The organism is Opitutus terrae PB90-1 (assembly GCF_000019965.1).
Classification (GTDB): Bacteria; Verrucomicrobiota; Verrucomicrobiia; order Opitutales; family Opitutaceae; genus Opitutus; species Opitutus terrae.
Genome location: NC_010571.1, coordinates 4,123,171 through 4,148,479 on the forward strand (window position 1 = coordinate 4,123,171; position 25,309 = coordinate 4,148,479).

The 25,309-nt window shown below is 65.5% G+C and carries 23 protein-coding genes and 1 tRNA gene; 14 read left to right on the forward strand and 10 right to left on the reverse strand.

From position 1 onward, the window contains the following. The first annotated feature begins 245 nt into the window (after window positions 1-245). From uvrA to OTER_RS24305, 3 genes are all read left to right on the forward strand, one after another. On the forward strand, window positions 246-3,269 hold the full coding sequence (uvrA, locus tag OTER_RS16035; protein ID WP_237702372.1) for an excinuclease ABC subunit UvrA: 3,024 nt from the start codon (window positions 246-248) through the stop codon (window positions 3,267-3,269). Window positions 3,270-3,627: 358 nt separating this feature from the next. Continuing rightward, window positions 3,628-3,843: a hypothetical protein gene (locus OTER_RS25895; protein ID WP_148218151.1), complete on the forward strand. Its 216-nt coding sequence runs from the start codon at window positions 3,628-3,630 to the stop codon at window positions 3,841-3,843. 204 nt (window positions 3,844-4,047) lie between these two features. Then, on the forward strand, window positions 4,048-5,691 hold the full coding sequence (locus OTER_RS24305; RefSeq protein ID WP_012375979.1) for a DUF3300 domain-containing protein: 1,644 nt from the start codon (window positions 4,048-4,050) through the stop codon (window positions 5,689-5,691). Between the two features lie 235 nt (window positions 5,692-5,926). On the opposite strand, the gene OTER_RS16045 is transcribed toward OTER_RS24305, so the two are convergent. Both OTER_RS16045 and OTER_RS16050 read right to left on the reverse strand, forming a co-directional pair. Continuing rightward, complete coding sequence (locus tag OTER_RS16045) at window positions 5,927-6,469, reverse strand: YXWGXW repeat-containing protein (RefSeq protein ID WP_012375980.1); 543 nt, start codon at window positions 6,467-6,469, stop codon at window positions 5,927-5,929. A 218-nt stretch (window positions 6,470-6,687) separates the two neighbouring features. Continuing rightward, the gene (locus OTER_RS16050; RefSeq protein ID WP_012375981.1) at window positions 6,688-7,419 is read right to left on the reverse strand and encodes a YebC/PmpR family DNA-binding transcriptional regulator; all 732 of its coding nucleotides are present in this window, start codon (window positions 7,417-7,419) and stop codon (window positions 6,688-6,690) included. Between the two features lie 247 nt (window positions 7,420-7,666). Between OTER_RS16050 and OTER_RS16055 the strand changes: the two genes are divergently transcribed. The 5 genes from OTER_RS16055 (at window position 7,667) to OTER_RS16075 (ending at window position 11,922) form a co-directional block, all read left to right on the forward strand. Continuing rightward, window positions 7,667-8,236 (forward strand): DUF4252 domain-containing protein, encoded by a 570-nt coding sequence (locus OTER_RS16055; protein WP_012375982.1) that lies wholly within the window; start codon window positions 7,667-7,669, stop codon window positions 8,234-8,236. A 34-nt stretch (window positions 8,237-8,270) separates the two neighbouring features. After that, window positions 8,271-8,867 (forward strand): hypothetical protein, encoded by a 597-nt coding sequence (locus OTER_RS16060; RefSeq protein WP_012375983.1) that lies wholly within the window; start codon window positions 8,271-8,273, stop codon window positions 8,865-8,867. A 262-nt stretch (window positions 8,868-9,129) separates the two neighbouring features. Further along, entirely contained in the window at window positions 9,130-10,308 is a 1,179-nt protein-coding gene (locus OTER_RS16065) for a Y-family DNA polymerase (RefSeq protein WP_012375984.1), read from the forward strand. 15 nt (window positions 10,309-10,323) lie between these two features. Further along, a complete protein-coding gene (locus OTER_RS16070) occupies window positions 10,324-10,896 on the forward strand; it encodes a hypothetical protein (RefSeq protein WP_012375985.1) in 573 nt (190 codons plus the stop codon). Window positions 10,897-11,097: 201 nt separating this feature from the next. Then, entirely contained in the window at window positions 11,098-11,922 is an 825-nt protein-coding gene (locus OTER_RS16075) for an inositol monophosphatase family protein (protein ID WP_148218152.1), read from the forward strand. Window positions 11,923-12,038: 116 nt separating this feature from the next. Here OTER_RS16075 and pap read toward each other — a convergent pair whose 3' ends face one another. Then, complete coding sequence (gene pap / locus OTER_RS16080) at window positions 12,039-13,520, reverse strand: polyphosphate:AMP phosphotransferase (protein WP_012375987.1); 1,482 nt, start codon at window positions 13,518-13,520, stop codon at window positions 12,039-12,041. Between the two features lie 196 nt (window positions 13,521-13,716). Here pap and OTER_RS24310 point away from each other — a divergent pair, with 196 nt between their 5' ends. Continuing rightward, complete coding sequence (locus OTER_RS24310; RefSeq protein WP_012375988.1) at window positions 13,717-14,595, forward strand: GNAT family N-acetyltransferase; 879 nt, start codon at window positions 13,717-13,719, stop codon at window positions 14,593-14,595. A 195-nt stretch (window positions 14,596-14,790) separates the two neighbouring features. Here OTER_RS24310 and OTER_RS16090 read toward each other — a convergent pair whose 3' ends face one another. Next, entirely contained in the window at window positions 14,791-16,149 is a 1,359-nt protein-coding gene (locus OTER_RS16090; protein ID WP_012375989.1) for an MBL fold metallo-hydrolase, read from the reverse strand. A 48-nt stretch (window positions 16,150-16,197) separates the two neighbouring features. Continuing rightward, complete coding sequence (locus OTER_RS16095; protein ID WP_012375990.1) at window positions 16,198-16,584, reverse strand: Co(2+)/Mg(2+) efflux protein ApaG; 387 nt, start codon at window positions 16,582-16,584, stop codon at window positions 16,198-16,200. Between the two features lie 130 nt (window positions 16,585-16,714). Between OTER_RS16095 and purH the strand changes: the two genes are divergently transcribed. The 3 genes from purH (at window position 16,715) to OTER_RS16110 (ending at window position 20,666) form a co-directional block, all read left to right on the forward strand. Next, window positions 16,715-18,274, forward strand: coding sequence for a bifunctional phosphoribosylaminoimidazolecarboxamide formyltransferase/IMP cyclohydrolase (gene purH, locus OTER_RS16100; RefSeq protein ID WP_012375991.1), 1,560 nt, complete (start codon window positions 16,715-16,717; stop codon window positions 18,272-18,274). Window positions 18,275-18,319: 45 nt separating this feature from the next. Next, window positions 18,320-19,099: a M48 family metallopeptidase gene (locus OTER_RS16105; protein WP_012375992.1), complete on the forward strand. Its 780-nt coding sequence runs from the start codon at window positions 18,320-18,322 to the stop codon at window positions 19,097-19,099. A 193-nt stretch (window positions 19,100-19,292) separates the two neighbouring features. After that, window positions 19,293-20,666 (forward strand): M20/M25/M40 family metallo-hydrolase, encoded by a 1,374-nt coding sequence (locus tag OTER_RS16110; RefSeq protein WP_012375993.1) that lies wholly within the window; start codon window positions 19,293-19,295, stop codon window positions 20,664-20,666. A gap of 234 nt (window positions 20,667-20,900) precedes the next feature. Here the strand turns inward: OTER_RS16110 and OTER_RS16115 are convergent, their stop codons facing one another. The 3 genes from OTER_RS16115 to OTER_RS16125 all read right to left on the reverse strand — a co-directional run bounded on the left by OTER_RS16115 (window position 20,901) and on the right by OTER_RS16125 (window position 22,315). Then, window positions 20,901-21,494 carry an OmpA family protein gene (locus OTER_RS16115; RefSeq protein ID WP_012375994.1) on the reverse strand — a complete coding sequence of 198 codons (594 nt, stop codon included), beginning with the start codon at window positions 21,492-21,494 and terminating at the stop codon, window positions 20,901-20,903. A 64-nt stretch (window positions 21,495-21,558) separates the two neighbouring features. Further along, window positions 21,559-22,206, reverse strand: coding sequence for a response regulator (locus tag OTER_RS16120; RefSeq protein WP_012375995.1), 648 nt, complete (start codon window positions 22,204-22,206; stop codon window positions 21,559-21,561). 34 nt (window positions 22,207-22,240) lie between these two features. Continuing rightward, window positions 22,241-22,315 (reverse strand) — tRNA-Lys (locus tag OTER_RS16125). Here OTER_RS16125 and OTER_RS16130 point away from each other — a divergent pair. Beyond that, a complete protein-coding gene (locus tag OTER_RS16130) occupies window positions 22,301-23,089 on the forward strand; it encodes an RNA polymerase sigma factor (protein ID WP_237702374.1) in 789 nt (262 codons plus the stop codon). The two genes, OTER_RS16125 and OTER_RS16130, sit on opposite strands and share 15 nt — an antisense overlap. Next, window positions 23,086-23,748: an anti-sigma factor family protein gene (locus tag OTER_RS16135; RefSeq protein WP_012375997.1), complete on the forward strand. Its 663-nt coding sequence runs from the start codon at window positions 23,086-23,088 to the stop codon at window positions 23,746-23,748. Before OTER_RS16130 ends, OTER_RS16135 begins: the two co-directional genes overlap by 4 nt. 194 nt (window positions 23,749-23,942) lie before the next feature. On the opposite strand, the gene ruvA is transcribed toward OTER_RS16135, so the two are convergent. Together ruvA and dapB are read right to left on the reverse strand one after the other, a co-directional pair. Continuing rightward, window positions 23,943-24,545: a Holliday junction branch migration protein RuvA gene (ruvA, locus tag OTER_RS16140; RefSeq protein WP_012375998.1), complete on the reverse strand. Its 603-nt coding sequence runs from the start codon at window positions 24,543-24,545 to the stop codon at window positions 23,943-23,945. A gap of 29 nt (window positions 24,546-24,574) precedes the next feature. Then, the gene (gene dapB, locus OTER_RS16145) at window positions 24,575-25,309 is read right to left on the reverse strand and encodes a 4-hydroxy-tetrahydrodipicolinate reductase (RefSeq protein WP_012375999.1); all 735 of its coding nucleotides are present in this window, start codon (window positions 25,307-25,309) and stop codon (window positions 24,575-24,577) included.

Below are 25,309 nucleotides of genomic sequence, written 5' to 3' on the forward strand. Positions count from 1 at the left end.
GAGAGGTCCGGGTTTCGCCGAGGGCGTCACCGGGGTATGACAGGGATATGACACGCGGAGAAAACGCAGCTGGGTGATGCGATTCAAGAACCAAGTTGGCGGGAGTTCCCGGCTTGGCCGGCCGGAAATTTCACTTCTCTCTTTGACCGCAACGACTTTCCGCTAAGGTGCCCGTTTTCGAGAATGCACGCCGCCACCCATATCCACGTCAAAGGAGCGCGGGAGCATACCTCAAGAACCTCGAATTGCGGATCCCGCGCGGTAAACTCGTGGTGATCACCGGTCCCAGCGGCTCGGGCAAGTCGTCGCTGGCCTTCGACACGCTCTACGCGGAGGGCTACCGGAAGTACATGGAGAGCCTGTCGACGCAGGCGCGACAGGTGCTGGAGCAGCTGCGCCGGCCGGACGTGGACTTCATCCACGGGCTTTCGCCGGTGCTGGCCATTGAGCAGCGGACCGGATCGGGCGGGCCGCGCAGCACCATCGCCACGGCGACCGAGCTGGCGGATTATGCCCAACTGCTGTGGGCGCTGTGCGGCGAACAGCGGTGCCCGAAAGACGGTGGCCGCGTCGTGCAGCGCTCGCTCGACGGCAATGTGCAGCGCGTGTTGACGGAATGCGCCGGCGAGCGGATCATGCTGCTCGCGCCCGCGATGCAGGCGAAGGCCAGCGTGTTGCGCGAGGAATTGCCGCGGCTGCGGCAGCGGGGGTTTCAGCGCGTGCGACTCGACGGCGAGGTGCGCAATCTGGATGAACCGAAGCTGATTCCCGCGAACGCCGGCGCGAAGTTGATCACGGTCGACCTCGTGATCGACCGGCTGGTCGCGAATGCCGACCAGCGGAGCCGGCTGGCGGATTCGCTCGAGCTGGCGTTTCGCGAGGGCAAGGACCGTGCGATCGTGCTCGCCCAGAAACAAGCGGCCGGCCGCGTGGCCAGTGTAGCCGGGGTCGTTGACCCCGGCCCGGGCTCGGCGAGCCCGGCTACAACATCGGCGTCGGCGCCGGCGGAGTGGCGGGAGATTCCCCTCAGCCAGTCGCTCGCCTGCGAGGTCTGTGGCGACGTGTTCGAGCGGCTGACGCCGAAGCACTTTTCGTTCAACCACAGCGAAGGCGCCTGCCCGACGTGCGGCGGCCTCGGCCGAAAGATGCGTTTCGTCCCCGAACTGATCGTGCCCGATCCGGAGAAGAGCGTCCGCGAAGGTGCGATCAAACCGTGGCGGATCGGGGGAAAAAATCTCATCATCAAACACAACGCGTTGCTGAAGCAGCTCGCCGAGCAACTGCCGTTCGACCCGGACGTGCCGTGGCGCTCACTGTCGGAAGAGACGCGGCGCGCAGTCCTGCACGGGGCGGGCGAGCGGCAGTTCGCCTTCAAGCTGCGCCGGATGCGGGAACCGAAGACCATGCCGTTCGCCGGCGTGATCGCGGACCTGGAGGAAAGCTGGCGGCACACCGACAGCGAAGGGTTCCGGGCACGGCTGACGACGTTTATGGTGGCGGGTGAGTGTCCCGAATGCCACGGCACGCGGCTGAACGCGCGCAGCGGAGCCGTGCGGCTGAACCTCGGGAGTGAACCTGCTCCGAGTGGCACGGGCGTCCCGCCCGTGGACTCTGGATCTGCATCTGACGATCACGGACGAGACGCCCGTGCCACGACCTCCCCACTCTCGTTTCCCGAATTCAACGCGCTCGATATCGAGGCGGCGCACGAGTTCGCGCGCCGCCTCGATATCGAGGCGGCGCACGAGTTCGCGCGCCGCGCGGTCGCGACGTACGGCGACAACGACGCGGTGCGCGAGGTGGTCACGGGCATCGAGCAGCGGCTGCATTTTCTGGCTGAGACCGGGCTGGGTTATCTGACGCTCGACCGCGACTACGCCACGCTCTCGGGCGGCGAAGCACAGCGCGTGCGGCTCGCGACCCAGCTCGGCATGGGGCTGATGGGCGTGATCTACGTCCTGGACGAGCCGAGCATCGGGCTGCATCCACACGACAACCAGAAGCTCCTCGATACGCTCGTGGCGCTGCGCGACCGCGGCAACACGGTGATCGTGGTCGAGCACGATGAGGAGACGATGCGGCTCGCGGACGAGTTGATCGAGCTCGGCCCTGAGGCCGGCGTGGAGGGCGGCCGGGTGCTGTTCCAAGGCTCGCCGGCCGACTGCATGAAACTCTCCGCGAAGGTCTCGCGCACCGGCCCGTATCTCGCCCGCACGATGGGCGTGACGAAGGATGCCGCCACCAAGCAGCCGGACGGTGCATGGCTGACGGTGCGGGAGGCGCGCGAGAACAACCTGCGCGGCATCGACGCGCGTTTCCCGGTCGGGTTGCTGACCTGCGTGACCGGCGTAAGCGGCTCGGGCAAGAGCACGCTCGTGAACGATATTCTCGCCGCCGCGGCGGCGAGAAAGCTGAACGGCGCGAAGACACTTCCCGGCAAGCATCGTGCGATCGAGAATCTCGATTTCTTCGAAAAGCTCGTGCGGGTCGACCAGGAGCCGATCGGACGCAGCCCGCGTTCGAACCCGGCGACGTATGTCGACCTGCTCGGACTGTTGCGGGACCTGTTCGCGCAGATGCCGCTGGCGAAGATTCGCGGCTACAAGGCGAGCCGGTTCTCGTTCAATGTGCGTGGCGGCCGCTGTGAGCGCTGTCAGGGCGATGGCGTGATCAAGCTCGACATGCAGTTCCTTGCCGACGCCTACGCTCCGTGTCCGAGCTGCGGCGGCCGGCGGTTCAACCGCGAGACGCTCGAGGTGCTGTTTCACGGCAAGTCGATCGCCGACGTGCTCGACCTCACCGTGCGCGAGGCGATGTCGCTCTTCCGCAACATCCCGCGGGTGATGGACAAGCTCACGACGCTCGATGCCGTCGGTCTTGGCTATCTGACGCTCGGCCAGTCGGCGACGACGCTGTCGGGTGGCGAGGCGCAGCGCATCAAGCTCTCGCTCGAGCTGAGCAAACGGCAGCAAGGCCATACGCTCTACATCCTCGATGAGCCGACGACCGGACTGCACTGGGTCGACATTCAGAAGCTGATGGACCTGCTGTTTAAACTCCGCGACGCCGGCAACACGGTGATCGTGATCGAACACAACCTCGACGTGATCAACCTTGCGGACTGGATCATCGATCTCGGGCCGGGCGGCGGCCGCGCGGGCGGGGACGTCGTGTTTGCCGGACCGCGGACGGAGATCGAGCTCAAGGCACCATCGCTCACCGGCGCCGCGCTGCGCCGGTGGCGTGCGGCGGGAAAGACGGGCGGGTAGGGCGCGAGCTGGATGGAGACGCAGATTGTAGCCGGGCTCCTCGAGCCCGGATGGTGCGGCCGCGGTTCCTCGGCCGGCGTCAGCGATCCCGGCTGCAACTGATCGCTTGCGCTGCAACCTGGGGCCGCGACGCCCTCGTCGCGGCATTTCGCGATGCGATCGATTCGTTAACGCGACGAGGGCGTCGCGTCCCCAGCGATCCACATGACTCGCGCGCCGACGCCGGGCGTGGGAGCGCGGCCGCCCTCGGCCGCACACTCCGACCCGGAACGCCGCGCTGTCGCGTCGGAGCAAACCAAGCGTCGCCTTGGCCAAGGAACGCACAGTCGTCCTCACCGCACCGGAGTAGGGTGCGCGCGTGAACCTCCCCGGTCACTTCCATCAGGCGCAATACCCCAAGCGCGCACGCTGGTTCATGGCGATCGTCTGGGCGCTGATTACGGTCAAGTGCGGAGTCGTCTGGTGGGCAATGCCCCACTGGAACATGCCGACCCACCCAATCTGGGTGGTCGGTCCGACTCTGATCTTCGCCACGCTCGTCACGATTCTCTGGCTGGCCCACCGCGAAGAGTAGTTGCCTCATCCTGCTCCTCGGCAGGTGGAGCGCGTTGTCCGCAACACGCTGCATCTCGAACGCGTCCGTGCGCGAGGGCGTTCCACCGTGGTCGCACTTGGCGCGGGCGCCGCGTCCGCTCTCGCGTCAAGTCCGCGTCGCGACGTGGCACAATGTCGCTCGACCCGCTGTCACCGGCCTGTTGTGGCGGCGTCTTACCCTCGCATGAAAACCCTCCTGTGCCTCCTCTCCGGCGTGTGCGTTGTCGTCACGTCAGGCTGCGTGGGCGTTTCACCGGCGTCGGCCGAAGCGCCGGTGCCGGTCGTGGTGGCGCCACCGCCCAGCCAGCCCGGTTCGCTGGATGAACTGGTCGCGCCCATCGCGTTGTATCCGGACGCGCTCGTCGCCTTGATTCTTCCCGCATCGACGGTGAGTTCGGACGTGGTGCTCGCGGCCCGCTATCTCGCGACGGATGCCGACCGCAGCGAAATCGATGCACAGCCGTGGGACACCAGCGTGAAGGGGCTCGCCCACTATCCGGACGTCGTGCAGTGGATGGACGAAAACCTCAGCTGGACCCAGCGATTGGGTGAGGCGTATCTTGATCAGCCGGAGGAAGTGATGGCGGCCATCCAGCGCGATCGCTCGCGGGCGCGCGCTGCGGGGATTCTGGTCGACACCGAGCAGCAACAGGTGGTCGTGGAAGACGGCGCGATTCGGATCATTCCGGCGCGGCAGGATGTGATCTATGTCCCGCGCTACGATCCACAGATCGTCTACATCGAGCAGCCGATGTATTTTGAACCGGATCCGTGGATCACGTTTGGCATCGGTTTCGGCGTCGGTTCATGGCTGGCGTATGATTGCGACTGGCATACGCGCCGGATCTGGATCGATCACCACCGGCACGCGCATTGGCCCGATCATTATCGCCACGATTGGCGCAATCCGCGGTTTCCCGGGCGGTCCGGGTATGTAAGCCGGTCCGGCTGGGAACCGTGGCGGCCCAACCCGGGCCGGGTACCGCCGCCTCATCGGCGACACTTCGATCCCGGACATCGGAATATTCCGCATCCGACACCGATCGCTGGTGCGCCCCGTCGCGATCGTGACTTCAAGGGCCCGCGACCGGAGCGGATCGACCGCCCGGATCATTTGCGCCCGACGCCGGGCCGCTCGGACGAGGGTCGGCCCGGTCGCGAGCGGTTTGGCCGTGAGCGGCCACGTCCGGACCGCACACCCGAGGTTGCTCGTCAGCCGTCGCAGCCGCAGCCGACGTCGCAGGCCGAGCGAGTCGCGGAGACCCCGACGGCGCGCCGCGGCGGACCGTGGCGGCAGGGGTGGGGAGACGCAGCCGCGACCCGTGGCCCGCGTTCGCCAGAAAACCGTAGTATCGACAACCAGCGCCGCGAGCGTCCGCGCGACAACGATGCTCGACCCGCAGGCGGACCGTCTCGTCCTGACGTGGTGCGCACGCCGCCGCAGCTGCACCGTCCGCCGCCAGCGATGCAGCGCCCGGCTCCCGCGGCTGCGCCTGCTGTTCCGAATCAGCCGCCGCGTCAGGATTTCGCGCGAAGTGGTCACCGGCCCGCACCGGCCGCTCAGCCACCGCGGATGCAGCCGCCACCGCCGGTCGCGCGGGTTCAGGCTGCGCCGCCGCAGATGCGCAGCGCACCGCCGTCCGCTGCTCCGCAGATGCGGAGCAGTCCGCCGCCCGCCGCACGCATGGCGGCGCCGGCGCCGCGCATCGAGCGTTCGGCTCCGCCGCCGGCGGCCCGGGCTGACAATTCCGGTGGCGATCGCGGTCAGAGCGGTTCTCGTGGCGGCAATGGCGGCGGTGGCCGCGGCCGGAACGACGCGGAGCGCTAGGTTTAATCTTCCCGGCGCCGGTTTGACCGCCCCGTGCCACGCACTCGACCGATGTTCATGCTACACCGGCAACGCGCCATCGGTCGTCTACCGGCGGCCCGATCGCTCGCGGTTCGGTAACGTTCGCTGCTGGTCGACCAATCAGGTGTTACACATGTAACACCTGATTGGTCGAAAGCGGAGCGGACGAGTGGGGGGGGCGCGACGCGCGGAGCGATGGGTGAGGAGCGCGGGCTCAGCGCCAGGAGCCGCGGACGTAGACGTTGCCGTTGCCCTGTTGCATCCAATAGGGCGGCTGGAATGTGTTCGTACCGGGCGGCGGAATTTCCCAGCGGCCGGGCACCCACACATAGCTCATCCCGTTTTCATACGACCAGTAGCCAGGCACCCACACAGCCGAGGCGTTTGGTCGCGGGGGCTGGTTCTCGACGATGGAAGCCGGCGGCATCGGCGGCGCGCCCGTCACGGTGATGTTCGTCACGGACGACGTGTTGCTGGCCGAGGGATAGCCGCTCGCCGCCTGCGCTTCGCGTTTGTCCTTCGAATGCCCGATGGCGCCGCCTGCAATCGCGCCGGCAGCGGCGCCGATGGCCGCGCCGCTCGCCGCGTTGCCGCTACCGCGGTTGTTGCCGATGATGGCGCCGGCGAGGCCGCCCAAGACGGCACCACCTGCCGCGCCCCGCTGCGTGTTGTTGGTAGGTCCGGCACAGCCGGCGGTGAGACTGAGCGCCGCGAAAAGAAGCGTGAACGTCTGTTGTTTTGGGGAAAGCCGTTTCATGTCGCCGCTTAGAGCGCTGGCCGGCGACACTAGTTCCCGCGGCGCGTCCTGATCGAGTGGACGCCGCCGAGTTTCAGGCCTTTAGGACGCGGGCCTGAAGAACCGTCGATTCCCGTCGGCGGGTCGCGGAGTCTAACGAAACCGTGTAACAGGTTTACAAAGTTTCGCTGGACAGCGGTTGGGCGTCACGCCCCGGGGGGAGAAGAAAAGGCGCGGCGCTACTTCACCGCGGCCCAGACGCGCTGGACGTCGTCGTGATCCTCGAGCGCCTGCAAGAACTCGCCGACCTCGGCGCGCGCGGCATCATCGAGTTCGGGAAAGGTCTTCGCGAGATAACCGATTTCACTCGTGACCACCGACCAGCCGTGCTGCGCCAGCCAGGTCGAAACGGCATGGACGGCGGTGCGCTCGGTCACGAAACGTGCGCCGACGCGACCTTCGGGAATGTCGTCGTTCTGCTGGTGGGTCAGCGGCTCGAAATCGTTGGCGCCGGCCTCGATCGCAGCAGCCTCGAGATCCGCGGCGGCGTCGCCCGTGTGCGCCTCGACGAGGCCGACGTGGTCGAACAGAAACTTGTTGCTGCCGGTCGTGCCTAGGACGCCCTTCTTGAACAGGACGCGAATCTCCGGCGTCGTGCGCTGCACGTTGTCGGTATAGACTTCGACGATGACCGGCACCTTGTGCGGCGCGTAGCCCTCGAACACGATGTGGTCCATGGCGCTCTTGTCGCTGCCGGTACCGGAGCCTTTGGCGATCGCACGCTCGATCACGTCGCGGGTGACACTGGCTTTGCGGGCTTTTTCCACGGCGGCGAACAATCGCGGGTTCCCGGCAGGATCGCCGCCGCCGAGCTTCGCGGCCACGGTGAGTTCCTTGACGATCTTGCCGACCATCTGCCCCTTTTTGAGGTTCACGATGGCGCGTTTTGCGTGGAGCCATTGACGTCCCATAAAGGCGCGACGCTGTAGGCCGGACCGGACGCGCGCAACGCCGAAACCGCGACTCGGGGAGTAAATGACGCGGGTCATTGCCCTGCAGATCCACGGGCGCGGATCCCCGTGTCACCCCGCCAAGGTTTCCCGCCGGAGTCGGGCAAGCGCGATGCACGGAAACGAGAAACCAGCAACTTTCCGGCGGGCCCGGGTGTGTTGAGTTCGTCCGCCATTCACCCGAATCCCAACTCAACCTCCCTATCTCATGAATCGTTTCCTCCGCCACGCCCTGGCCACGACCGCACTCGCGGTCACCGCCCTCACGGTCCATGCCGGCGAAGCCGGCTATGTCGACCTCGGCCAGTTCAAACCCGCCGACGGCTGCCAATACGTCGAGGTCAATCTACACGCGCCGCTCTTGAAGTTCGCCGCCGCCTTCGTCGACAAAGATGAGCCCGAGCTCGCCAAGCTGATCCGCGATTTGAAACGCGTGCGCGTCAACGTCGTCGGCTACAACGACACCACGCGCGCCGATACCACCGATCGCGTCCAAGGTCTGCGTCGTGAACTCGAAAAGCAGGGCTGGATGCAGATCGTCACCGTGCAGCAGCAGGGGGAAAAGGACGCCGACGACGTGGCCATCTACGTAAAAATGGCCGCGGACGAGAGCGTCGACGGACTGGTCGTCACCGTGCTCGACACCCGCCAGGACCAGGCAGTGGTGGTCAACATCGTTGGCAACATCAAGCCCGAGCAGCTCGTGGCACTCGGCAAGGGCCTGCACATCGAGCCGCTCGCGCAGCTGCGGATGAAGTCCGACGCGAAGCGGTCTTGACCCATCGTAAACCATCAGCGCGCGCCGCTCTGTCATGCAAGCCACCGAATCTTCTCCCCAACCAGCCCGCCGCTGGAGCGTCTGGCGGTGGCTGGCCATCGTCCTCGGCGCGTGCGCGCTGATCGTGGCGATCGGAATCGTGAACGTCTTCACGCTGAGCCGCGATGCGGCTGCGATGCGGCGGGAACTTTTCTCGGCGATGCACACCCGGGCGCAACCGCAGGTGCAGATCGACGCCGGTCCGGGAACACTCACGCTCGCCCGGGGCATCGTCGGGCTGATCCACGACGTCCCGCCCGAGGCGCACCGCGCGCTCGACGCGGTGCGCGCCGCGAGCGTGGGCGTCTACCACCTCTCAGGCCGGATCGAACCCGCGCACCGCGCCGAGATGGTGCTGGCCGTCGACAAGCTGATGACTCGCCGCGACTGGATGCGGATCGTCGGCGTGACGAATCCCGACGAAACCGTGCTCATCTACGCGCCCGCGAAAGCAGCGCACTTCGGTCCACAGCGCGTGTGCCTGGCCGTGTGCGATGGCGACAAGATCGTGATCGTGTCGGCCGTGGTCAAAGCCGAGAAGCTCGTGGAACTGCTTCACGAAAAGCACGCCCTGGAACATTTCCGGATCTAGCCGGAATCCGGAAAGGTAGGGTCCGACCGCCGGGCGGGCCGAAAGGCTGCTGCAGATTGTCCGGAAATTTGTTCGTTGTAGCCGGGGTCGCTGACCCCGGCGTTTTCATGTGTCGCGGTGCAAGGCCGGGCTCAACGAGCCCGGCTACAAGAACCGATCCGCGCGACTTCGCTCGGCGCCTACGTCGAGCCCAACGCGCTCCCCCAGTCGCCGAGCGCGGAATTCGCTCCGCTTTTGCCGAACCGTTGGCGAGAATCCCGCCGTGATTCTGCCCACGATCGTCCACCTCGATGCCGACGCGTTTTTCGTGTCGTGCGAGCTCGCGCTCAAACCCGAGCTGCGAGGGACCAAGTGCGCCGTGGGCGGACGCGAGCGCGGGATCATTTCATCCGCGAGCTACGAAGCGCGGGCCTGCGGCGTCTACACCCCGATGCCGACCACCCGCGCGCTCAAGGTCTGCCCCGACCTCATCATGTTGCCACACACCGGCGGACTCTACAGCCGGGTGTCGCGGCAGATGTTTGAACTCTGCGAAACCCTGACGCCACTCGTGCAGCGGAACTCGATCGATGAAGGCTACCTCGATCTCGGCCCGTGCGGATTCAAAACATCCGCGGAGATCGAACAGGCCGTGCACGGATTGCAGCACAAAATCGAACAACAGCTGCAGATCACGGCTTCATTCGGCCTCGCGGTGAACAAGCTGGTCGCGCAGATCGCCTCGAAGCTGCGGAAACCAAAGGGCTTCGTCGTCGTGCCGTCGGGCACGGAGGCCGAGTTCCTCGCGCCGCTGCCGATTGGCAAGCTCCCGGGCGTCGGCCCGAAGACCGAGGAACGGTTGGTCGGCCGGCATGGCATCAAGCTCGTGCGTGATCTGCTCGCCCGCGGCGAGGCGGAACTGGAAGCCATCTTCGGCGACGGCTGGCGGGAGATGCGCGATGGCGCGCTCGGCATCGACGATCGGCCGGTGGAGACGGAGCACGAGGATGCGAAGAGCTACTCGCAGCAGGAGACCTTCGACGAAGACATCGCGTCGTTCGCGGAAATCGAGCGAGTCGTGAAGCGGATGATCGACGAACTGCTGCCCAAGATTCGCGAGGACGGGAAGCGCGTGCGCACGATGACGGTGAAGGTGCGGTATCCGGATTTCAGTCAGGAATCGCATGGCCGCAGCCTGAGCGCCGGCACCGACCTCGAGGCGCCGTTTTATCCGCTGGTCACGCCGTTGCTGCGGCAAGCGTGGACGAAGAAGCGGCCGCTGCGACTGGTGAGCGTCCGCTTTTCGGGCGTAGAGGACACGCCGGTGCAGCTGGAAATGTTTGCCCAAAATGAGGAAAAACGGCGCCGACTCGCCGCCGTGCTCGACCACCTGAACCGCCGCGGCGGTGATGCGGTCGTCCAGCACGGCCATCAGCTTGCCAAGCGCCCGCCGCCTCGCTAACTGCCCGGTTTGATCATGCCCATCTACGAGTATTACTGCCCGGACAATCACACGATCTACCAGTTCTACGCGAAGACGCTGGCCCAGGGACAACAGATCCCCAAGTGCCCGGACAATCCCCGGTATCGGATGACCAAGCTCGTGTCGCCGTTCGCGGTGACGGGGAAGAAGAAGGAATCCGACCAGCCGGCTAATCCCGCTTCGCCCGCCGGGACGGGAACCGACAGCGCCGAAGATGCACGGATGGAAGCGGCCATGGGCGCGATGGAGCGGGAGTTCGCCAACGTGGACGAGAACGATCCGCGGGCGATGGCGCGGATGATGCGACGGATGTCCGAACTCACCGGCGAAAAGATTGACGGCGAAATGGAAGAGGTCGTGCGCAAACTGGAGGAGGGGGCCGACCCGGATTCGCTCGAGGAGGAACTCGGCGGCGAACCGCCGTGCAGCATGCCGGATCCGGACGAGCCGTATGGCGGGATGGGCGGCGAAGGGCCGGCGCCGGCTGATCCGAAGGAGCCGAAGCATCGTTTCCGTGCGAGGCGCGCGGCGCCGATCCGGGATCCCAAGCTTTACGACTACGAGTGAGCGAAGTGGCATTGCATCCGCAGTTCTGGCGGGCCGGCACGGCTTCCCGGCATGTAGGGCTGCCGCTCGCCGGCAGCCGCGGCCGGCGGTGAACACCGGCCCTACGACCTGCCTCCGGTCGCGTGCGCTCGGGCGAGACGCCCGTGCCAATCGCCGCATGTTTTGGATTGGTCATTCCCAAAACTTCCGGTCCATTGATCGATGCCTATGTCGCCATCGCCGGAACTCGCCGCTCGCATCGAAGCCGCCCAACAGGCCGTGCTGGCCCAGACGGAGCTGTTTCACCGGGAGTTCGGCCGTTGCCAAAGCCAGTGGAAGGCGGACGGCAGTCGAGTGACGGCCGTCGATCTGGCGATCTCGGAGAACATCGTCGCCGAACTGCGCCGCCAATTCCCCACTGACGACTATTTCAGCGAAGAGCTCGCGCACACCGGCGGCCCGATCCCGCGCCGCGCGAGGTTCTCGTGGGTGCTCGATCCGATCGACGGCACGAACAATTACGCGATGGGCATCGCGCATTGCGCGATCTCGGTGGGCCTGCTCGAGGAAGGTCGCCCGACCTACGGCGTGGTCTACGACCTTGCGCGGCGGAAGCTGATCCGCGGCGGGCCGGGGCTCGGCGTTTTCGACGGCGACAAGCCGGCTCGAGTGCGGCCCGACGCGCCCGGGTTGGAGATGCTGCTCGGCTTTCACAGTCCCTACGACAAGAAGCACGCCAACGAAGCGGCTGAACTGGTGCGCAATTTCAAGATTCGCGGACTCGGCAGCAGCACGCTGCACCTGGCGTATGTCGCGGTCGGAATTCTTGGCGGTACCGTGGATCACAACGTCCGGATCTGGGACATCGCTGCCGCGGTAGCGCTCTGCCTGGGCGGCGGTGGCGAGGTACGGTTTCTCAACGGCGAGCAGTTTCCCCTGCAGCAGTTCGACCTCGGGATGCGCCGCATCTTCTACGTGGCGGGGAACGCCGCGGTATGCGCGCGGCTGCAGGAACTCGTGGGACCGGACTCCATGATCGGCGGGTAGGGCGGCGAGTCCCCTCGCCGCCGCGATTGCCTCGATGGGCTCGTCCCAACCCAAGCACCGCGACGAGGGCGTCGCGGCTCCACGTTCCGCTTTCCGTTACGGAGGAGCACGCCGGGCTACAGCGCCGCTTCGAGCCGCTCGGTGATGGTTTTGAGGATCTGGATGCGCGCGAACTTCTTGTCGTTGCCTGCCACCAGCGTCCACGGAGCGTACTCCGTGCTGCAGTTGGCGATCATGTCGTTCACCGCGATCTTGTAGTCGTCCCACTTCTCGCGGTTCCGCCAGTCCTCGTCCGTGATCTTGTGCCGCTTGTAGGCGACCGTCTGCCGCTCGTGGAAACGGCGCAGCTGCTCCTGCGGGCTCAGGTGAATCCAGAATTTGTTGAGCAGCATGCCGTGGTCCGTGAGCTGTTCCTCGAACGCGTTGATTTCCTGATACGCGCGTCCCCATTCGGCGGGGGAGGCAAATCCCTCGACGCGTTCCACGAGTACGCGGCCATACCAGGAGCGGTCGAAAAGCGTCGTGAAGCCCGCCCCCGGCAGCTGGCGCCAAAAACGCCAGAGATAGTGGTGCGCGCGCTCCTCGTCGTTCGGCGCGGCGATGCCGACGACGCGGTAGAGGCGGGGATCCATCGCCTGCGTGACGCGTCGGATCGCGCTGCCCTTGCCGGCGGCGTCCCAGCCTTCGAACAGCAGCACCGAGGAGATGCCCTGGCGCTGCGCAGCCCAGGCGAGCCGGCCAAGCTTCGCCTGCTGCGCATCGAGGAGGGCTTCGTAATCGGGACGGGAGAGCTTCTGCTTCAGGTCGACGCGATCGAGCACCGACACGACGTGGGCGCGCCGGCTGGCCAACCCGGTCGCAGGTTTTTCGGCCGTGGACTTCGCCGCCGTGGCGGGTGCGGGTTGCGCGAGCCGCGCGCGGAGCGACTTCAGCAGGATCTCGCCGGCCGTGAGCTCACGGTAACGCCGGTCGGTCGCTTCGATGAGATGCCACGGCGCCGCGCCCGTGTTGGTCTGGCGCAGCGCACGTTCGGAGACCTCGGCGAATTCCTCGAAGTGTTTGAAGTGCTTCCAATCGTCCGGACCGAGCCGGCCGGCCTTCTCGAGTTTCTTCAAGCGTTTCTTCTGTTCGCGCTTCGACAGATGCAGCCAAAATTTTACGAACAGCGCGCCGTCGTCCGCGAGCATCTGCTCGAAGGCGACGATGTGCTCGAGTTCGGTGTCGAACGCGCTCCGCTTCAGTTTGCGCAGCGCGCGCCGCACGATCGGCTCCGTGTACCAGGAGCCGAAGAGAATGCCGATCCGGCCCCGGGCGGGCAGGGTGCGCCAGAACCGCCAGTACCGCGGCCGCTCGCGCTCCTCGTCGGTCGCGCCCCAGAAGGCGTGGGTTTCCACGCCTCGGGGATCGAGCCATTCGTTCAGCCGCTGCACCAGTTCGCCCTTGCCCGCGCCGTCGGCGCCCGACACGCACACGATCACGGGAAACTTCCGTTCGCGCAGCTCGAGTTGCGCTTGCAGCAAATTCGCCCGGAGCTTCGGCAACGACGCCTCGTATTCCTTGACCGATAGCGATTGGCCCAATTCAGCGGCTTCGAACATGACAGTCTCCTTGGATTGAGGTTGGCGCCGCGATGTTCCGGGCGAGGGGGAATGGACGCCGTGGAGCGTGAGGTGAGGATGACAGGCATCGAGGTCGCCGGCCAGATTGATATTGCTGGACTGCAGGAATCGACGCGGTGCTGATGCTTCCCGGCGGGAGTCGGGCGTGTTAAGCTGCTCGTTCGAAATCTCCCGCATGATGATCCCGCTGCCAACGAAGGCCTACTCCCTCGCGCTTGAGCGGCTCCGCACCCTGCCGTTCAACACCAGCTTCGCCGAAGCCGTGCTCACGGGCAGTGCGCGGGGTTTCGCCTACGCAGACGATCCGGAACGGCCCGCCGCCTTCGTGGTGGGAATCCCAGCAGGGATGACGCTGCTCTTCGGCGAGAGCGGAAACGCGGGCTTCGTTCGCGCCGTGTACGACTATGTGACCAGCGCCGACGGCGCGCGCCGTCGGATGGAGTTGTTGCAGGCGTGGCCCGACGCTTGGGAGCACCGAATCCGCGATTGGATGACGGGACGGATCGTGAGTGGGCACGAGGTCGAGGCGGCGAAGCTCACTCCGGCGCAGGCCATGACGGCGCATCCGGGCAAAATCGTGGAATGGGTGCGGCTGAATTACACGCTCGATGTGGCGCAGTTTCGCTCGCGTCCGCGCAAGCCGCTGCCGGCGATGTGTCGCATCGCGCGCGTCGGTCCGGAAGGGTTTGACGTGAAGGGATCGACAGTGCCGCACGAGTTCTGGGACAGCGCCGAGGAGTTTGTCCGGCGTGGGATCGGCTATGCGGTGTGGCGCGACGAGCAAATTGCCAGCCTGGCGTTTTCCGCCTTCGTGGTGGCGGGGCAGGTGGAGGTTGGAATCGAAACCCGGAGTGGCGATCGCGGACTCGGATTGGCGACCCACGCGTGCGCCGCGCTGATCGAACACTGCCTCGCCAAGGAGATCGAGCCGCTCTGGTCCTGCCGGCAAGGTAACCGCGGGTCCGAGGCGACGGCGCGGACGTTGGGTTTTGTCGAGACGCAGCAGATCCCGTATTTCGCGCTGCCGCAATCCACCGCGCCAGCGCAGAAGTAGCGAAAGCGTTTGCGTAGAGCGTCGCGAGCGCGACACCACCGATCGGGAACGATGATTGCCGTTCAGCCTGCCGGAGCCTGGCAGGATATTGGAAGGCCCCACCACCGGGCGGGCCGGCCGGTTGGCGAGCATCGAGGCAAATCTCGGCGGGCCCAGCGGTCCCGGCCTATCTTCAGTCCTTTTTTCGCCTCAACCCTAGACCTGATACGTCTGCAGCGGCACGGGGTCGATGACCTTGGTGCGCGGCAGTTGGGCGGCGAGCGCTTCCGCAAACCAAGCGCGCGCGGGCGGATCGCCGTGAGTCAGCACGATGCTCCGCGCCTCCGTCTGCACGGCAAACTCCAGCAGCTCCTCGCGATCCGCGTGTCCGCTGAGCTCGAACCGCTCGATGTGCGCCTTGACCTTGGTCTTCAGCGGAATCGACTCGAACACGAAGTCGTCGCCCGGTCGCGCGGCGAGCAGCTGGCCCCCCGGCGTATCCGGATCGCAGTAGCCGACGAACGCGATCGTGTTGCGTGCATGTCCAAGCAGCCCCGAAGCCAGGAGGTAGCTCGGTGTCTGCGCCACCATCATGCCGGAGCTGACCACGTAGAGGGAACGCTGCTGCGGGTCTTCGCCCGGGTTGAGCTTCCGCGGCAGCGGCTTGATCTTCAGATCCTTCACCAACGAGCGGTTGAACTGCAGCGTCTTCGTTTTCCGGGTGATCTCGTCAAAATAGTCGGCGAGGTCCATGCCGAGCCCGGACGCATAGATCGGGCAGTCGACGAGCCGGCCGAACTTTCGCGCATCGTGCAGGATCGCCAGCACCTCCTGCATGCGCCCGAGTGCGAACACCGGCAGCAGCAGTGAGCCGCCGCGCTGGATGGCATCGTTGATCGTGGCAATCAGCCGGGCGACCTCGTGCACCCGCTCCTTGCCGACGGGCCGCTCGGTGATGCCGCGCGTGGTCTCGGTGACCAGCGTGTCGAAATGACCGGCCGGGAATTTCGCGCCGGTCAGCGTCCGCTGGTTGTCGAACAGCACGTCGCCGGTGAAGAACACGGCGCGGTGCTTGTGGCGGATCTCGATGCCCGCGGCGCCGGCGACGTGGCCCGCGTGATGGAAGGTGATCTCGATTTCGTCCCGCGCACCGCGAAATTTTTTCACATGACCGGGCGCCAGGCCGGTGAACCGGCCGACACAGCGCTCGATCTCCTCGTGCGTGAAGAGCGGGTAGTCGGGGATGTTCTCCGTTTCGCGCTGCCGCATCATCACGTTCGCGGAATTGTGCAGCATCCGCTCGATCAGCATGCGGCTTGCTGCGGTCATCAGCACCGGCGTGTTCGGATGCTCGCGCATCACGACCGGCAGGCTGCCGATGTGATCGAGGTGGCAGTGCGTAATCAGAATCAGATCCAGCGGTGTGCCGCGCAGGAGCGTCAGATCCGGCGTCGCGGCCCGGCCGACCTTCTTCGGGTGGAGTCCGCAGTCCACCAGCACCCGCAGATCGCCAAACTGCACCAGCAACGAATTGGCACCGATGCCGCCATCCCGATTCAGATCAATGAGCTTCATGTCGTGCGCCGACACAGAACCAGATTCCGCCGGAGAACGAGCCGATTCTCACTCGTGCGGAATCACCATCTCGAACGACGGCAAAGGCACGTGAATGCGGGCGCCATGCTCGTCGACCCCATGGAAGCAGCCCTGGGCGACAGCATCACAGCCCGTCACGTGATAGCTGTTGTAGGAAAAGCTTTCCCCCGGTGCGAGCCGCGGCGTTTCGCCGACGATCTTGTCGCCTTCGATCACCAGTTGGCTGCCGTCGGCATGCGTCACCACCCATTTCCGGCCCAGCAGGGTCACCGTGCGATCGGACTCGTTGCGGATCGTGATGAAGTAGACGAACGCGTGCGGCTTGTCGGCAGGCAGCGAGGGTCCGCCGTGGTGATAGGCGAGCTTGTCGAGTTGGGCGGTGAGTCCGGGAACTTCGCTGGAGGTGGCGGCCACGCCGATTAACAGACGACGGATTGCGCGCGCAGCAAGCGGCGAATTGGCGGTGCCCAGTTCGTTGCCACCGCGCGGCGGCTGACAATCGGCTTGCTGGACCCTCCGCGGATCCGCAAATACTCGCGCCGCCATGGCCAAACTCGCCCTCCTCTCGGTCAGCGACAAACGCGGACTCGCCGATTTCGCCGCTGCCCTCGTCAAGCAACACGGTTTCACGCTGCTCTCCACCGGCGGCACCGCGAAACTGCTGGCGGAAAAAGGGCTGCCGGTCACGGAGGTGAGCCAGCACACGGGTTTCCCGGAAATCATGGAAGGCCGCGTGAAGACGCTGCACCCGAAGATCCACGGTGGTTTGCTCTGCCGACGCGACAAAGCCGAGCACCTCGCGCAGGCCGCGCGCAACGAGATCGCGTTGATCGACCTCGTGGTGGTGAACCTGTATCCGTTTGAGGAGACGGTCGCGAAGCCGCACGTCACGCTCGAGGAGGCGATCGAGAACATCGATATCGGCGGCCCCTCGATGCTGCGCAGCGCCGCCAAGAACCACGAGAGCGTCACGGTGGTGTGCGATCCCGCCGATTATGACGCGGTGCTCGCGGCGTTCGCGGCGGAGCCGACCGACCCGGCGCAGCTCGCCGCCCTGCGGCGCCGGCTGGCGCTCAAGGTTTTTCAGCGCACCGGCAGCTACGACACGGCGATCGCGCGCTATCTCGAGTCGCAGGCCGCCGCTCCGGACATTGATGCGCTAAGCGGATTTCCGGCGACCTTGGCGCTGTCGTGGAAGAAGGCGCAGGCGCTGCGCTACGGTGAAAACCCGCACCAGAAGGCGGCGCTCTACGGCACGTTCCACGAGCATTTCCAGCAGCTCCAGGGAAAGGAACTCAGCTATAACAACATCCTGGATATTACCTCGGCCACCTACCTGATCGGTGAGTTCGAGCGGCCGACCGTCGCGATCTTGAAGCACACGAATCCCTGCGGCGTCGCGAGCGCCGACACGCTCGAAGCCGCCTGGGAGCAGGCCTACGCGACCGACCGGCAGGCGCCGTTCGGGGGAATCATCATTGTCAACCAGACGCTGGGCGGAGGGCTCGCGAAGATGATCGCGGAAATCTTCACCGAGGTGATCATCGCCCCGCGGTTCAGCGACGAAGCGCTGGCCATCCTGGGCAAGAAAAAGAATCTACGGCTGATGATCGCCAAGGGTGGGATTGGCGCTGATGCGCTGCAGGAAATCCGCGCGGTGGTCGGTGGCGTGCTCGTGCAGGATCGCGACCGCACGTTGGGCGACGTAGCGAACTTCAAGGTCGTGACCAAGCGCCAGCCGACCGAGGAGGAGTGGGCTTCGATGCTTTTCGGCTGGAAGATTGGCAAGCACGTGAAGTCGAATTCCATCGTTTACTGCCGGGGCGAGCGGACGCTCGGGATTGGCGCCGGGCAGATGGCGCGCGTCGATAGCTCGCGCATCGCGGTGTGGAAGGCCGGGGAGGCGGGGCTCGACCTCAAGGGATCGGTCGTGGCGAGCGAGGCGTTGTTCCCCTTTGCCGACGGGCTGATCGCCGCGGCCGATGCGGGCGCGACCGCGGCCATCCAGCCGGGCGGATCCGTACGCGATGCCGAGGTGATCGCGGCGGCGGACGCCCGGGGAATGACGATGGTGTTTACGGGAATCCGGCACTTCAAACACTAGCTCGGGCACTTGCGCATCCGTCGCGCGGTGGCTAAAAGTGGCGGCATGACTCGCAAGCTTGCCGCGATCCTGGCCGCCTGTGCGTTGCTGGCCGGGTGCTACACCGTTCCGGAAACCGGCCGCCAAGCCATCATCCTGCCGATCTTCGACGACGTGCAGATGGGTGCGCAGGCGTTTGCCGACATTCGCGCCAAGGAGAAGATCTCCACCGATCCGGCCGCCAACGCGCGCATCCAGCGGATCGGTCGGCGGATCGCCCAGGCGGTCGGGGACCGGATGCCGAATGCGCAATGGGAATTCGTCGTGTTCGACGCGCCGCAGACCGTCAATGCGTTCGCGCTTCCGGGGGGCAAGGTCGGCGTGTATACCGGACTCATCGATCTCGCGAGCAACGACGACGAGATCGCGTTTGTAATGGGGCACGAGATTGCACACGTGACGAGCCGGCATGGCGCCCAGCGATCGACGGCGGCGATTGGCGCGGCCGCAGGCGGGATCCTGCTGGATGCGGCGACGCGCGACAAACAGAACCACGACCTGATGCTGGCGCTGTATGGCGTTGGCGCCGCGGGGGCGACGCTGGCGTATTCGCGTTCGCATGAGAGCGAGGCCGATTTCATCGGGCTGCGCTTCGTCGCGTATGCCGGCTACGATCCGCGGGCGGCGGTGACGTTCTGGCAGAAAATGGCGGCGAAGGAAAAGAGCGGCCGCGTGCCGGAGCTGCTTTCCACGCATCCGTCGGACGAGCGCCGGATCGCCGCGCTGCAGGCGGAAATGCCCAACGTGCTGCCGATCTACGAGGCGAACAAGGGACGGTTCCAATGAACCCGAGGTGTAGGGCTGCCGTTCACCGGCAGCCGCCTGGCTTTGATGCTCCCGGCCGGCGGCAAGCGCCGGCCCTACATCACAACTGAGACAGTCCGGAGCTCGGCGCCCCACGTCTCGAGAGGGTAGAACGGAGAGCGGACGCCGCGTTTTCCGGTTGGCGCAGGTGCGGATTTTGCGCCACGGTGACTGCATGTTTGATCCTGTCGAAAAGCTGAAGCAATTCATCCGCCATCAGAGCATTTCCGCCGATTCCAAATACAAGGACGGCATGCAGGGCGCGCAGAGGTTTGTCAGCGAACTCCTGGGTTCGCTCGGTTTCAAGGTGGAGGTGGTCAAGACCGACCTGCACCCGATCATCTTCGCCCAGCGCGGCAGCGATCCCTCCTGGCCGCATGTGGTGATCTATGGCCACTACGACGTGCAGCCGGCGGATCCGCTCGAGCTGTGGAAGACCCCGGCCTTCGAGCCGACGATCATTGGCCACCGGATCTACGGCCGCGGCGCCGCCGACAACAAGGGACCGTTGATGGCGAACATCGCCGCCGTCGCCGAGTTGATCGAAGCCAACCCGCAACTGCCGCTGCGGATCTCGTTCCTGATCGAAGGCGAAGAGGAAATGGGCAGCCCGAGCTTCCCGAAGTTTCTCGAGACGCATCGCGAACAGCTGCAGGCGGCCGATTTTGTTTACCTGTCAGATACGGCGCTGCCGCGGCCGGACCAGGTGGTGATCACCTGCGGACTGCGCGGGCTGACGCTGTTCGACCTGATCGTGGAAACCGCCAAGGGCGACCTGCATTCGGGTCTGCACGGCGGCGTGTTGCACAATCCGATTCAGGCGCTCGCCGAGATCATCGCCACGCTCCACCTGCCGGATGGCCGGGTGAACGTGCCCGGTTTTTACGACGAGGTGCTCGACGTGCACCCGTGGGAGCGCGACGAGTTGAAGAAGCTCGGCGTCGACGAAAAAGCTTACAAGGACTTCCTTGGCATCGAGGCGTTCTACACGCCGCCAGGGTTCTCGCCCGCCGAGGCGCTGCGGTTCCAGCCGACGCTCGAGTTCAACGGCATTGGTGGCGGCTACCAGGGTGAGGGGACGAAGACGGTGATTCCGAGCAAGGCGTTCGCCAAGATCAGTTGCCGGCTGGTGCCGAACCAGGAGCCGGACAAGATCAAGAAACTCGTGATCGACACGATCAAGGCGCGCGCGCCGAAGGACGTGCGACTTTCCTTCGTCGATCAGCACAAGGGCGATCCTTACGTCGTGGTACCGCCGGATCGCAGCAACACGCCGAAAGACCAGTCGCCGGTGCTCGCGCAGGCGTTTCGCGCGACCGAAGTCGCCGTGAAAGAAGTCTGGGGCAAGCCGCCGGTGTATTTGCGCGAAGGCGGGAGCGTGCCGATCATCGCCGACATCAAGCGGGTGACCGGGCTCGACTCGATCATGCTCGGACTCTTCCTGCCGGAGGACAATCTGCACGCTCCGAACGAAGGCTTCGATCTGGGCGTGATGAAGCGTGGCACCGAAACCACCAAGCGTATCCTCGCGGCGGTGGCCAAAGGGTAGGCGGTTGGGCAGGGCGGCCGCGGCGGTTTGATCGTGGTCGAGGTTGGGCCACTTCGTGACCGCCGCGCCTGCGTCGCCCGTTTCGGCGCGCGGTAGGGCAGGATCTCCTGATCCCGCCGGGGCTTGGTCGCGGCGATCGCTGAACGGCGGGGGCGGGAGACTCCGCCCTACAAAGCAACAAAAAAGCCCCGGGGGAACCGGGGCTTGAAACGAGAGCGTGGAAGGGGAATCCGCTTACATCCCAGGCTGCGCAAGCGCCGCACCCGCGGCGCCGGGGGCTTTCAGGATGACGATGTCGACGCGGCGGTCCTTGGCCATCGCGGCGTCGTCGCCATTCTGGGCGGCGTCCAGGCTGCCCTTCGAAAGCGTTTCGATCCGCTCTGCGGGCGCCAGCGAACTGAGATAGCGCTTGGCCGCATTCGCGCGACGGTCGCCGAGGCCGAGGTTGTATTCGGCCGTGCCGCGCCAGTCGCAGTGACCTTCGAGCAGGATCCGCTGCTCGGGGTGCTGCTTCATATAATCCGCGGCCTTTTGCAGCTTAGCACGCTCGGCCTGCTTGATGTCCGACTTGTCGAAATCGAAGTAAACCGGCTCGAACATCCCGCGAATGCTGTTCGCGTCCTCGATGATGTTCGGATCACGCTGTTCCAAACCCGCCGCGGACGCATCCACCGGGGCGTTCACATCCAAGGGATTGACCGTGCCGCCAGCCGTGGGGCCGAGCACGGTGGCGCTGGGATCGGGGCGCTTCGGCTTTTTCGAGCAGCCCGCGAAGAGGACCGCGGCGCCAACTGCCAGGACGCAAAGTTTCTTGAGAGAGATATTCATGGAAAAGCGAGAGCAACTAAGACCTGTCGAGTAATTGGAGAAACGCCCCGGTGCGGCAAGGCTATTACAGCGATTTCTTGGGCTCGATCAGACCGACCTCCAAGGCGTAGCGGGTGAGGCTGGCGACGTCGTGAAGGTTGAGCTTGCGCATCAAATTAGTGCGATGGTTGTCGACGGTTTTGATGCTAATACCGAGCTTCGCGGCGATCTCCTTGGTGCTGTGGCTCTCTGCCACCAGCTGGAGAATCTCGCGCTCGCGATCGGTCAGGAAATCCGCGGTGTTGCTGGCCGACGGATTGGCGACGACGTTGCGCAACAGCGCCGCCACGGCGGGGCCGAAGTAGGTGCCGCCACTCGCGACGGTCTCGAGTCCTTTCTTGAATTCGAACAGCCCCGCGGTCTTTTCGACGAAGCCATGCGCGCCGGCCTCGAGCATTTCGCGGATCAGGACCGGATTCTCATGTCCGGAAAACACGAGCACGCGCATGCCCGACAGCTTCTTGCTGATCCGGCGAAGCAGGTCGACGCCGTTGAGGCCGGGCAGCTTGGCATCGAGCACCAGCAGGTCCGGTTTCACCTCCAGGCAGAGTGCGAGGGCGCTCTGGCCGTCGCCGCTTTCGCCCACGAGCTGGTAATTCGCATCCAGCCGCAGGATTTCCACGAGCATTTCTCGGATGGCGGTTTGATCTTCGACGATGACGAGGCGTTTCATGGAGGGGCCAGCGCCGGTGGAATGAAGGATGCAATGGTGGGTTGGCCGGGATTCGAACCCGGAACCAACGACTTAAAAGGACGCTGCTCTACCGTTGAGCTACCAACCCCCAGCAAAGGAACAAGCAAAATGGGTTTTGCCTTCTGGCGTTGGCAAGCAGTTTTTGGCGGCACGTCCGGCGTTACGATTGACCGTCCCGGGCGTCATCGGTAAGCAATCCGGCCCGCCTAAAATCTTGGGAACAATCCAAAAATATACCCATCAGACCGAGGCAGAACGTATGTCTTCCAAAGCGCAGGAAGTTGCCCTCGATCGCATCCTCGTGGACCGCTTCAAGAGCGGTGATCATGCTGCGTTCGATGAGATGGTGTCGCGCTATTGGGACCGGATCTACGCGATGGTGAACCAGCTGCTCCGCAACTCCCAGGACGCGGAGGAAGTCACCCAGGATGCTTTCATCCGCGCCCACCGCGGCCTCACCAACTTCCGCGGGGAGTCCGCGTTCTCCACGTGGCTGTACCAAATCGCCACCAATCTCGCCCGCAACCGCTACTGGTATTGGTGGCGGCGGAAGCGCGACCAGTCGGTTTCGATCGATGCCCCCGTGAGCTCCGACAACGCCACCACGCTCGCCGAGATCATTCCAGCCGAAGTCGAGACCCCCGACGACATCGCGGTTACGCAGGAATTCGTGAGCCGCATCGGGCGCGGCATGGAAAAGCTCAGCGCCAAACACCGGGAGATTCTCATTCTGCGGAATGTGAAGAATCTCTCGTATGAGGAGATTGCCGACATCCTCAACATCTCCGTCGGCACGGTTAAAAGTCGGATCGCCCGAGCTCGCGAGAGCCTGCGCAGTCGACTGGGGGAGGACTTCAAATGAACGACTCAAGATTCATCGAGCTGCTCAACCTCTACGTTGATCACCAGATCAATGCCGAGGATGCGGCCTCGCTGGAAGCGGAGATCCAGCGCTCACCCGAGCGCCGCAAGATCTACCGGCAGTATTGCCAGATGCAGAAGGCGTGCGTGCTGCTCGCCGAGAATTTTCGTACCGAGGCGCCGGAGCGGGAACAGGTTCGCGCGCGCGCGGCTACGCACCGCCGCCAGCTGGCGCAGGTGGGTTACGTGGTGGGCGGACTGGCCGCGGCCGCCTGCGTGGCCCTGGTGCTGGTGATGAACCGTCAGCCGAGCGACCCCGCATCGCCCGCGGCGGCAACGGTCGTGGCCGTTGAAACGACCCGCGCGGTCGCGCCTGCGGCTGTCGACACACCCGCCGCGTCCACGCCGTTGTCGGAGCGCGTGGCGCTGCAGTCCGCGTTTGCCGGATTTGAATCCAGCACGCCGAATGCCCGCTTCGTCGTCAGCGGCGCCAACCAGGTGCCGCTGGACTGGATGGATCGGGTGCAATTGCGCAAGGTCACCACGGAAGAGCTCTGGCTCGAGCAGCGCCCGAGTTCGCAGCCGGACGATTTGCTGTTCCGTAGTCCGCGGCGGTTTCAGGGGCCCGCGGAGATGACCGCGTGGCGATTCCAGAAGTAACGCCCACCGTCAACGGGTGAGTTGTAAGGCGGGGTCGCTGACCCCGCCTTGCTGTTTCTGAACGGCGCCGACACGCGTGCCGGGCGCGTCTTGCGGCGGGAGCACATGGGCCCACCGCGCTTGGAGAATCTCATCCCGCGGCGCCGACGAGCATCTCGAGGGCACGGCGCGCTACCTCGATCGCAGCGATCGGCTCAGCTTAGCGCTTTCTTGATCAGCGATTCCGTTGTGGCCGCCTCGCCCAGCGCGAGGCTGGCGCGGCGCACGGCCTCGTCGGCGTCCGCGGAGCGATAACCGAGCGCCACGAGCGCCGCCACGGCGTCGCGGTGTGCACTCGCTCCCGGCGAGGCGGCCGCCGCCGGTTGGGTCGCGAGACCCGGCGCAGCGCCGGTGGCACCGACCTTGGTGCGCAGTTCGACCACCAGCCGCTCGGCGGTTTTCTTGCCGATGCCCGGACATTTCGCGAGGCTCGCCACGTCGCCCATGCGAATGGCGCTTTCCAGGGAGGGAAGCGCGAGCCGGCTCATGATGCTCAGGGCCATCTTCGGGCCGACCCCCGTGACGTGCTCGATCATCAGCCGGAAGAAATCGCGTTCCGCCGGCGACGCGAAACCGTAGAGCGTCTGCGAGTCCTCGCGATAAATCACGAGCGTGTGGAGCTTCACGGCGGCGCCGGCCGCGGGCAGCCGCTCCGCCGTGGTCACGGGAATGTGGACCTCGTAACCGAACCCGGCGACTTCGACAATCGCCTGAAGCGGCGTGGCGGAAACGAGCGTGCCTTGGATCGAGGTGATCATCGACTCGGGACCAGAGATGTAGGCCTCGGCTACCTCAGGCCGAGCACGTCTTGCATATCGTAGAGCCCGGCGGGCCGACCCGCGATCCACTGCGCCGCGCGCAAGGCCCCGCGCGCGAGAATCGCGCGATCGCTTGCCTTGTGCGTCAATTCCACCCGCTCGCCGAGCGCCGCAAACACCACCGTGTGATCACCGATCACATCGCCGCCGCGCAACGAATGCATGCCCACCTCGGTCGACGTGCGCTCGCCGGTGATGCCTTCGCGACCATAGCGCAGCGCGTCCGGCGCGAGTTTCCGTTCCTCGAGAATAATTTCGGCCAGCCGCGCCGCGGTGCCGCTGGGCGCGTCTTTCTTGAAACGGTGATGCATCTCGATCACCTCGGCGTCGTAATTGCTGTCCAGCAGCGACGCGGCTTGGCGCGTGAGCGCAAAGAGCACGTTGACGCCCACGGAGTAGTTGCCCGACCAGACGCACGGCACGCGGGCTGCGAGTGCGATCAGTTCCGCCTTAACCGCCGCCGCATGACCGGTGGTGCCGATCACCAGGGCTTTTTTCTGGGCGAGGGCCTGGTCGATCACCGCCCGCGTGCCCGCCGGCGAACTGAAGTCGACGATCACGTCGCTCTGACCAACCGCGGCGGCGAGATCGTCGCCCAGATCGATCGCTGCGCCCACGGGCAGGTTAAATTCCCTGGCGGCGGCGAGCAGTGCCTGCCCCATCCGACCCTTGGCGCCGTTGATCAAAATACGCGGGGAAGCCAT

What these genes read in the sequence shown, in the direction of transcription:
- OTER_RS16135 (WP_012375997.1), top strand. Translation starts at nt 23,086, where the DNA reads ATGAACGACTCAAGATTCATCGAGCTGCTCAACCTCTACGTTGATCAC.
- OTER_RS16075 (WP_148218152.1), top strand. Translation starts at nt 11,098, where the DNA reads ATGCCTATGTCGCCATCGCCGGAACTCGCCGCTCGCATCGAAGCCGCC.
- OTER_RS16110 (WP_012375993.1), top strand. Translation starts at nt 19,293, where the DNA reads ATGTTTGATCCTGTCGAAAAGCTGAAGCAATTCATCCGCCATCAGAGC.
- OTER_RS16105 (WP_012375992.1), top strand. Translation starts at nt 18,320, where the DNA reads ATGACTCGCAAGCTTGCCGCGATCCTGGCCGCCTGTGCGTTGCTGGCC.
- OTER_RS16120 (WP_012375995.1), bottom strand. Translation starts at nt 22,206, where the DNA reads ATGAAACGCCTCGTCATCGTCGAAGATCAAACCGCCATCCGAGAAATG.
- OTER_RS16070 (WP_012375985.1), top strand. Translation starts at nt 10,324, where the DNA reads ATGCCCATCTACGAGTATTACTGCCCGGACAATCACACGATCTACCAG.
- dapB (WP_012375999.1), bottom strand. Translation starts at nt 25,309, where the DNA reads ATGGCTTCCCCGCGTATTTTGATCAACGGCGCCAAGGGTCGGATGGGG.
- OTER_RS24310 (WP_012375988.1), top strand. Translation starts at nt 13,717, where the DNA reads ATGATGATCCCGCTGCCAACGAAGGCCTACTCCCTCGCGCTTGAGCGG.
- OTER_RS16090 (WP_012375989.1), bottom strand. Translation starts at nt 16,149, where the DNA reads ATGAAGCTCATTGATCTGAATCGGGATGGCGGCATCGGTGCCAATTCG.
- OTER_RS16050 (WP_012375981.1), bottom strand. Translation starts at nt 7,419, where the DNA reads ATGGGACGTCAATGGCTCCACGCAAAACGCGCCATCGTGAACCTCAAA.
- ruvA (WP_012375998.1), bottom strand. Translation starts at nt 24,545, where the DNA reads ATGATCACCTCGATCCAAGGCACGCTCGTTTCCGCCACGCCGCTTCAG.
- OTER_RS16060 (WP_012375983.1), top strand. Translation starts at nt 8,271, where the DNA reads ATGCAAGCCACCGAATCTTCTCCCCAACCAGCCCGCCGCTGGAGCGTC.
- pap (WP_012375987.1), bottom strand. Translation starts at nt 13,520, where the DNA reads ATGTTCGAAGCCGCTGAATTGGGCCAATCGCTATCGGTCAAGGAATAC.
- OTER_RS16115 (WP_012375994.1), bottom strand. Translation starts at nt 21,494, where the DNA reads ATGAATATCTCTCTCAAGAAACTTTGCGTCCTGGCAGTTGGCGCCGCG.
- OTER_RS24305 (WP_012375979.1), top strand. Translation starts at nt 4,048, where the DNA reads ATGAAAACCCTCCTGTGCCTCCTCTCCGGCGTGTGCGTTGTCGTCACG.
- purH (WP_012375991.1), top strand. Translation starts at nt 16,715, where the DNA reads ATGGCCAAACTCGCCCTCCTCTCGGTCAGCGACAAACGCGGACTCGCC.
- OTER_RS16045 (WP_012375980.1), bottom strand. Translation starts at nt 6,469, where the DNA reads ATGAAACGGCTTTCCCCAAAACAACAGACGTTCACGCTTCTTTTCGCG.
- OTER_RS16055 (WP_012375982.1), top strand. Translation starts at nt 7,667, where the DNA reads ATGAATCGTTTCCTCCGCCACGCCCTGGCCACGACCGCACTCGCGGTC.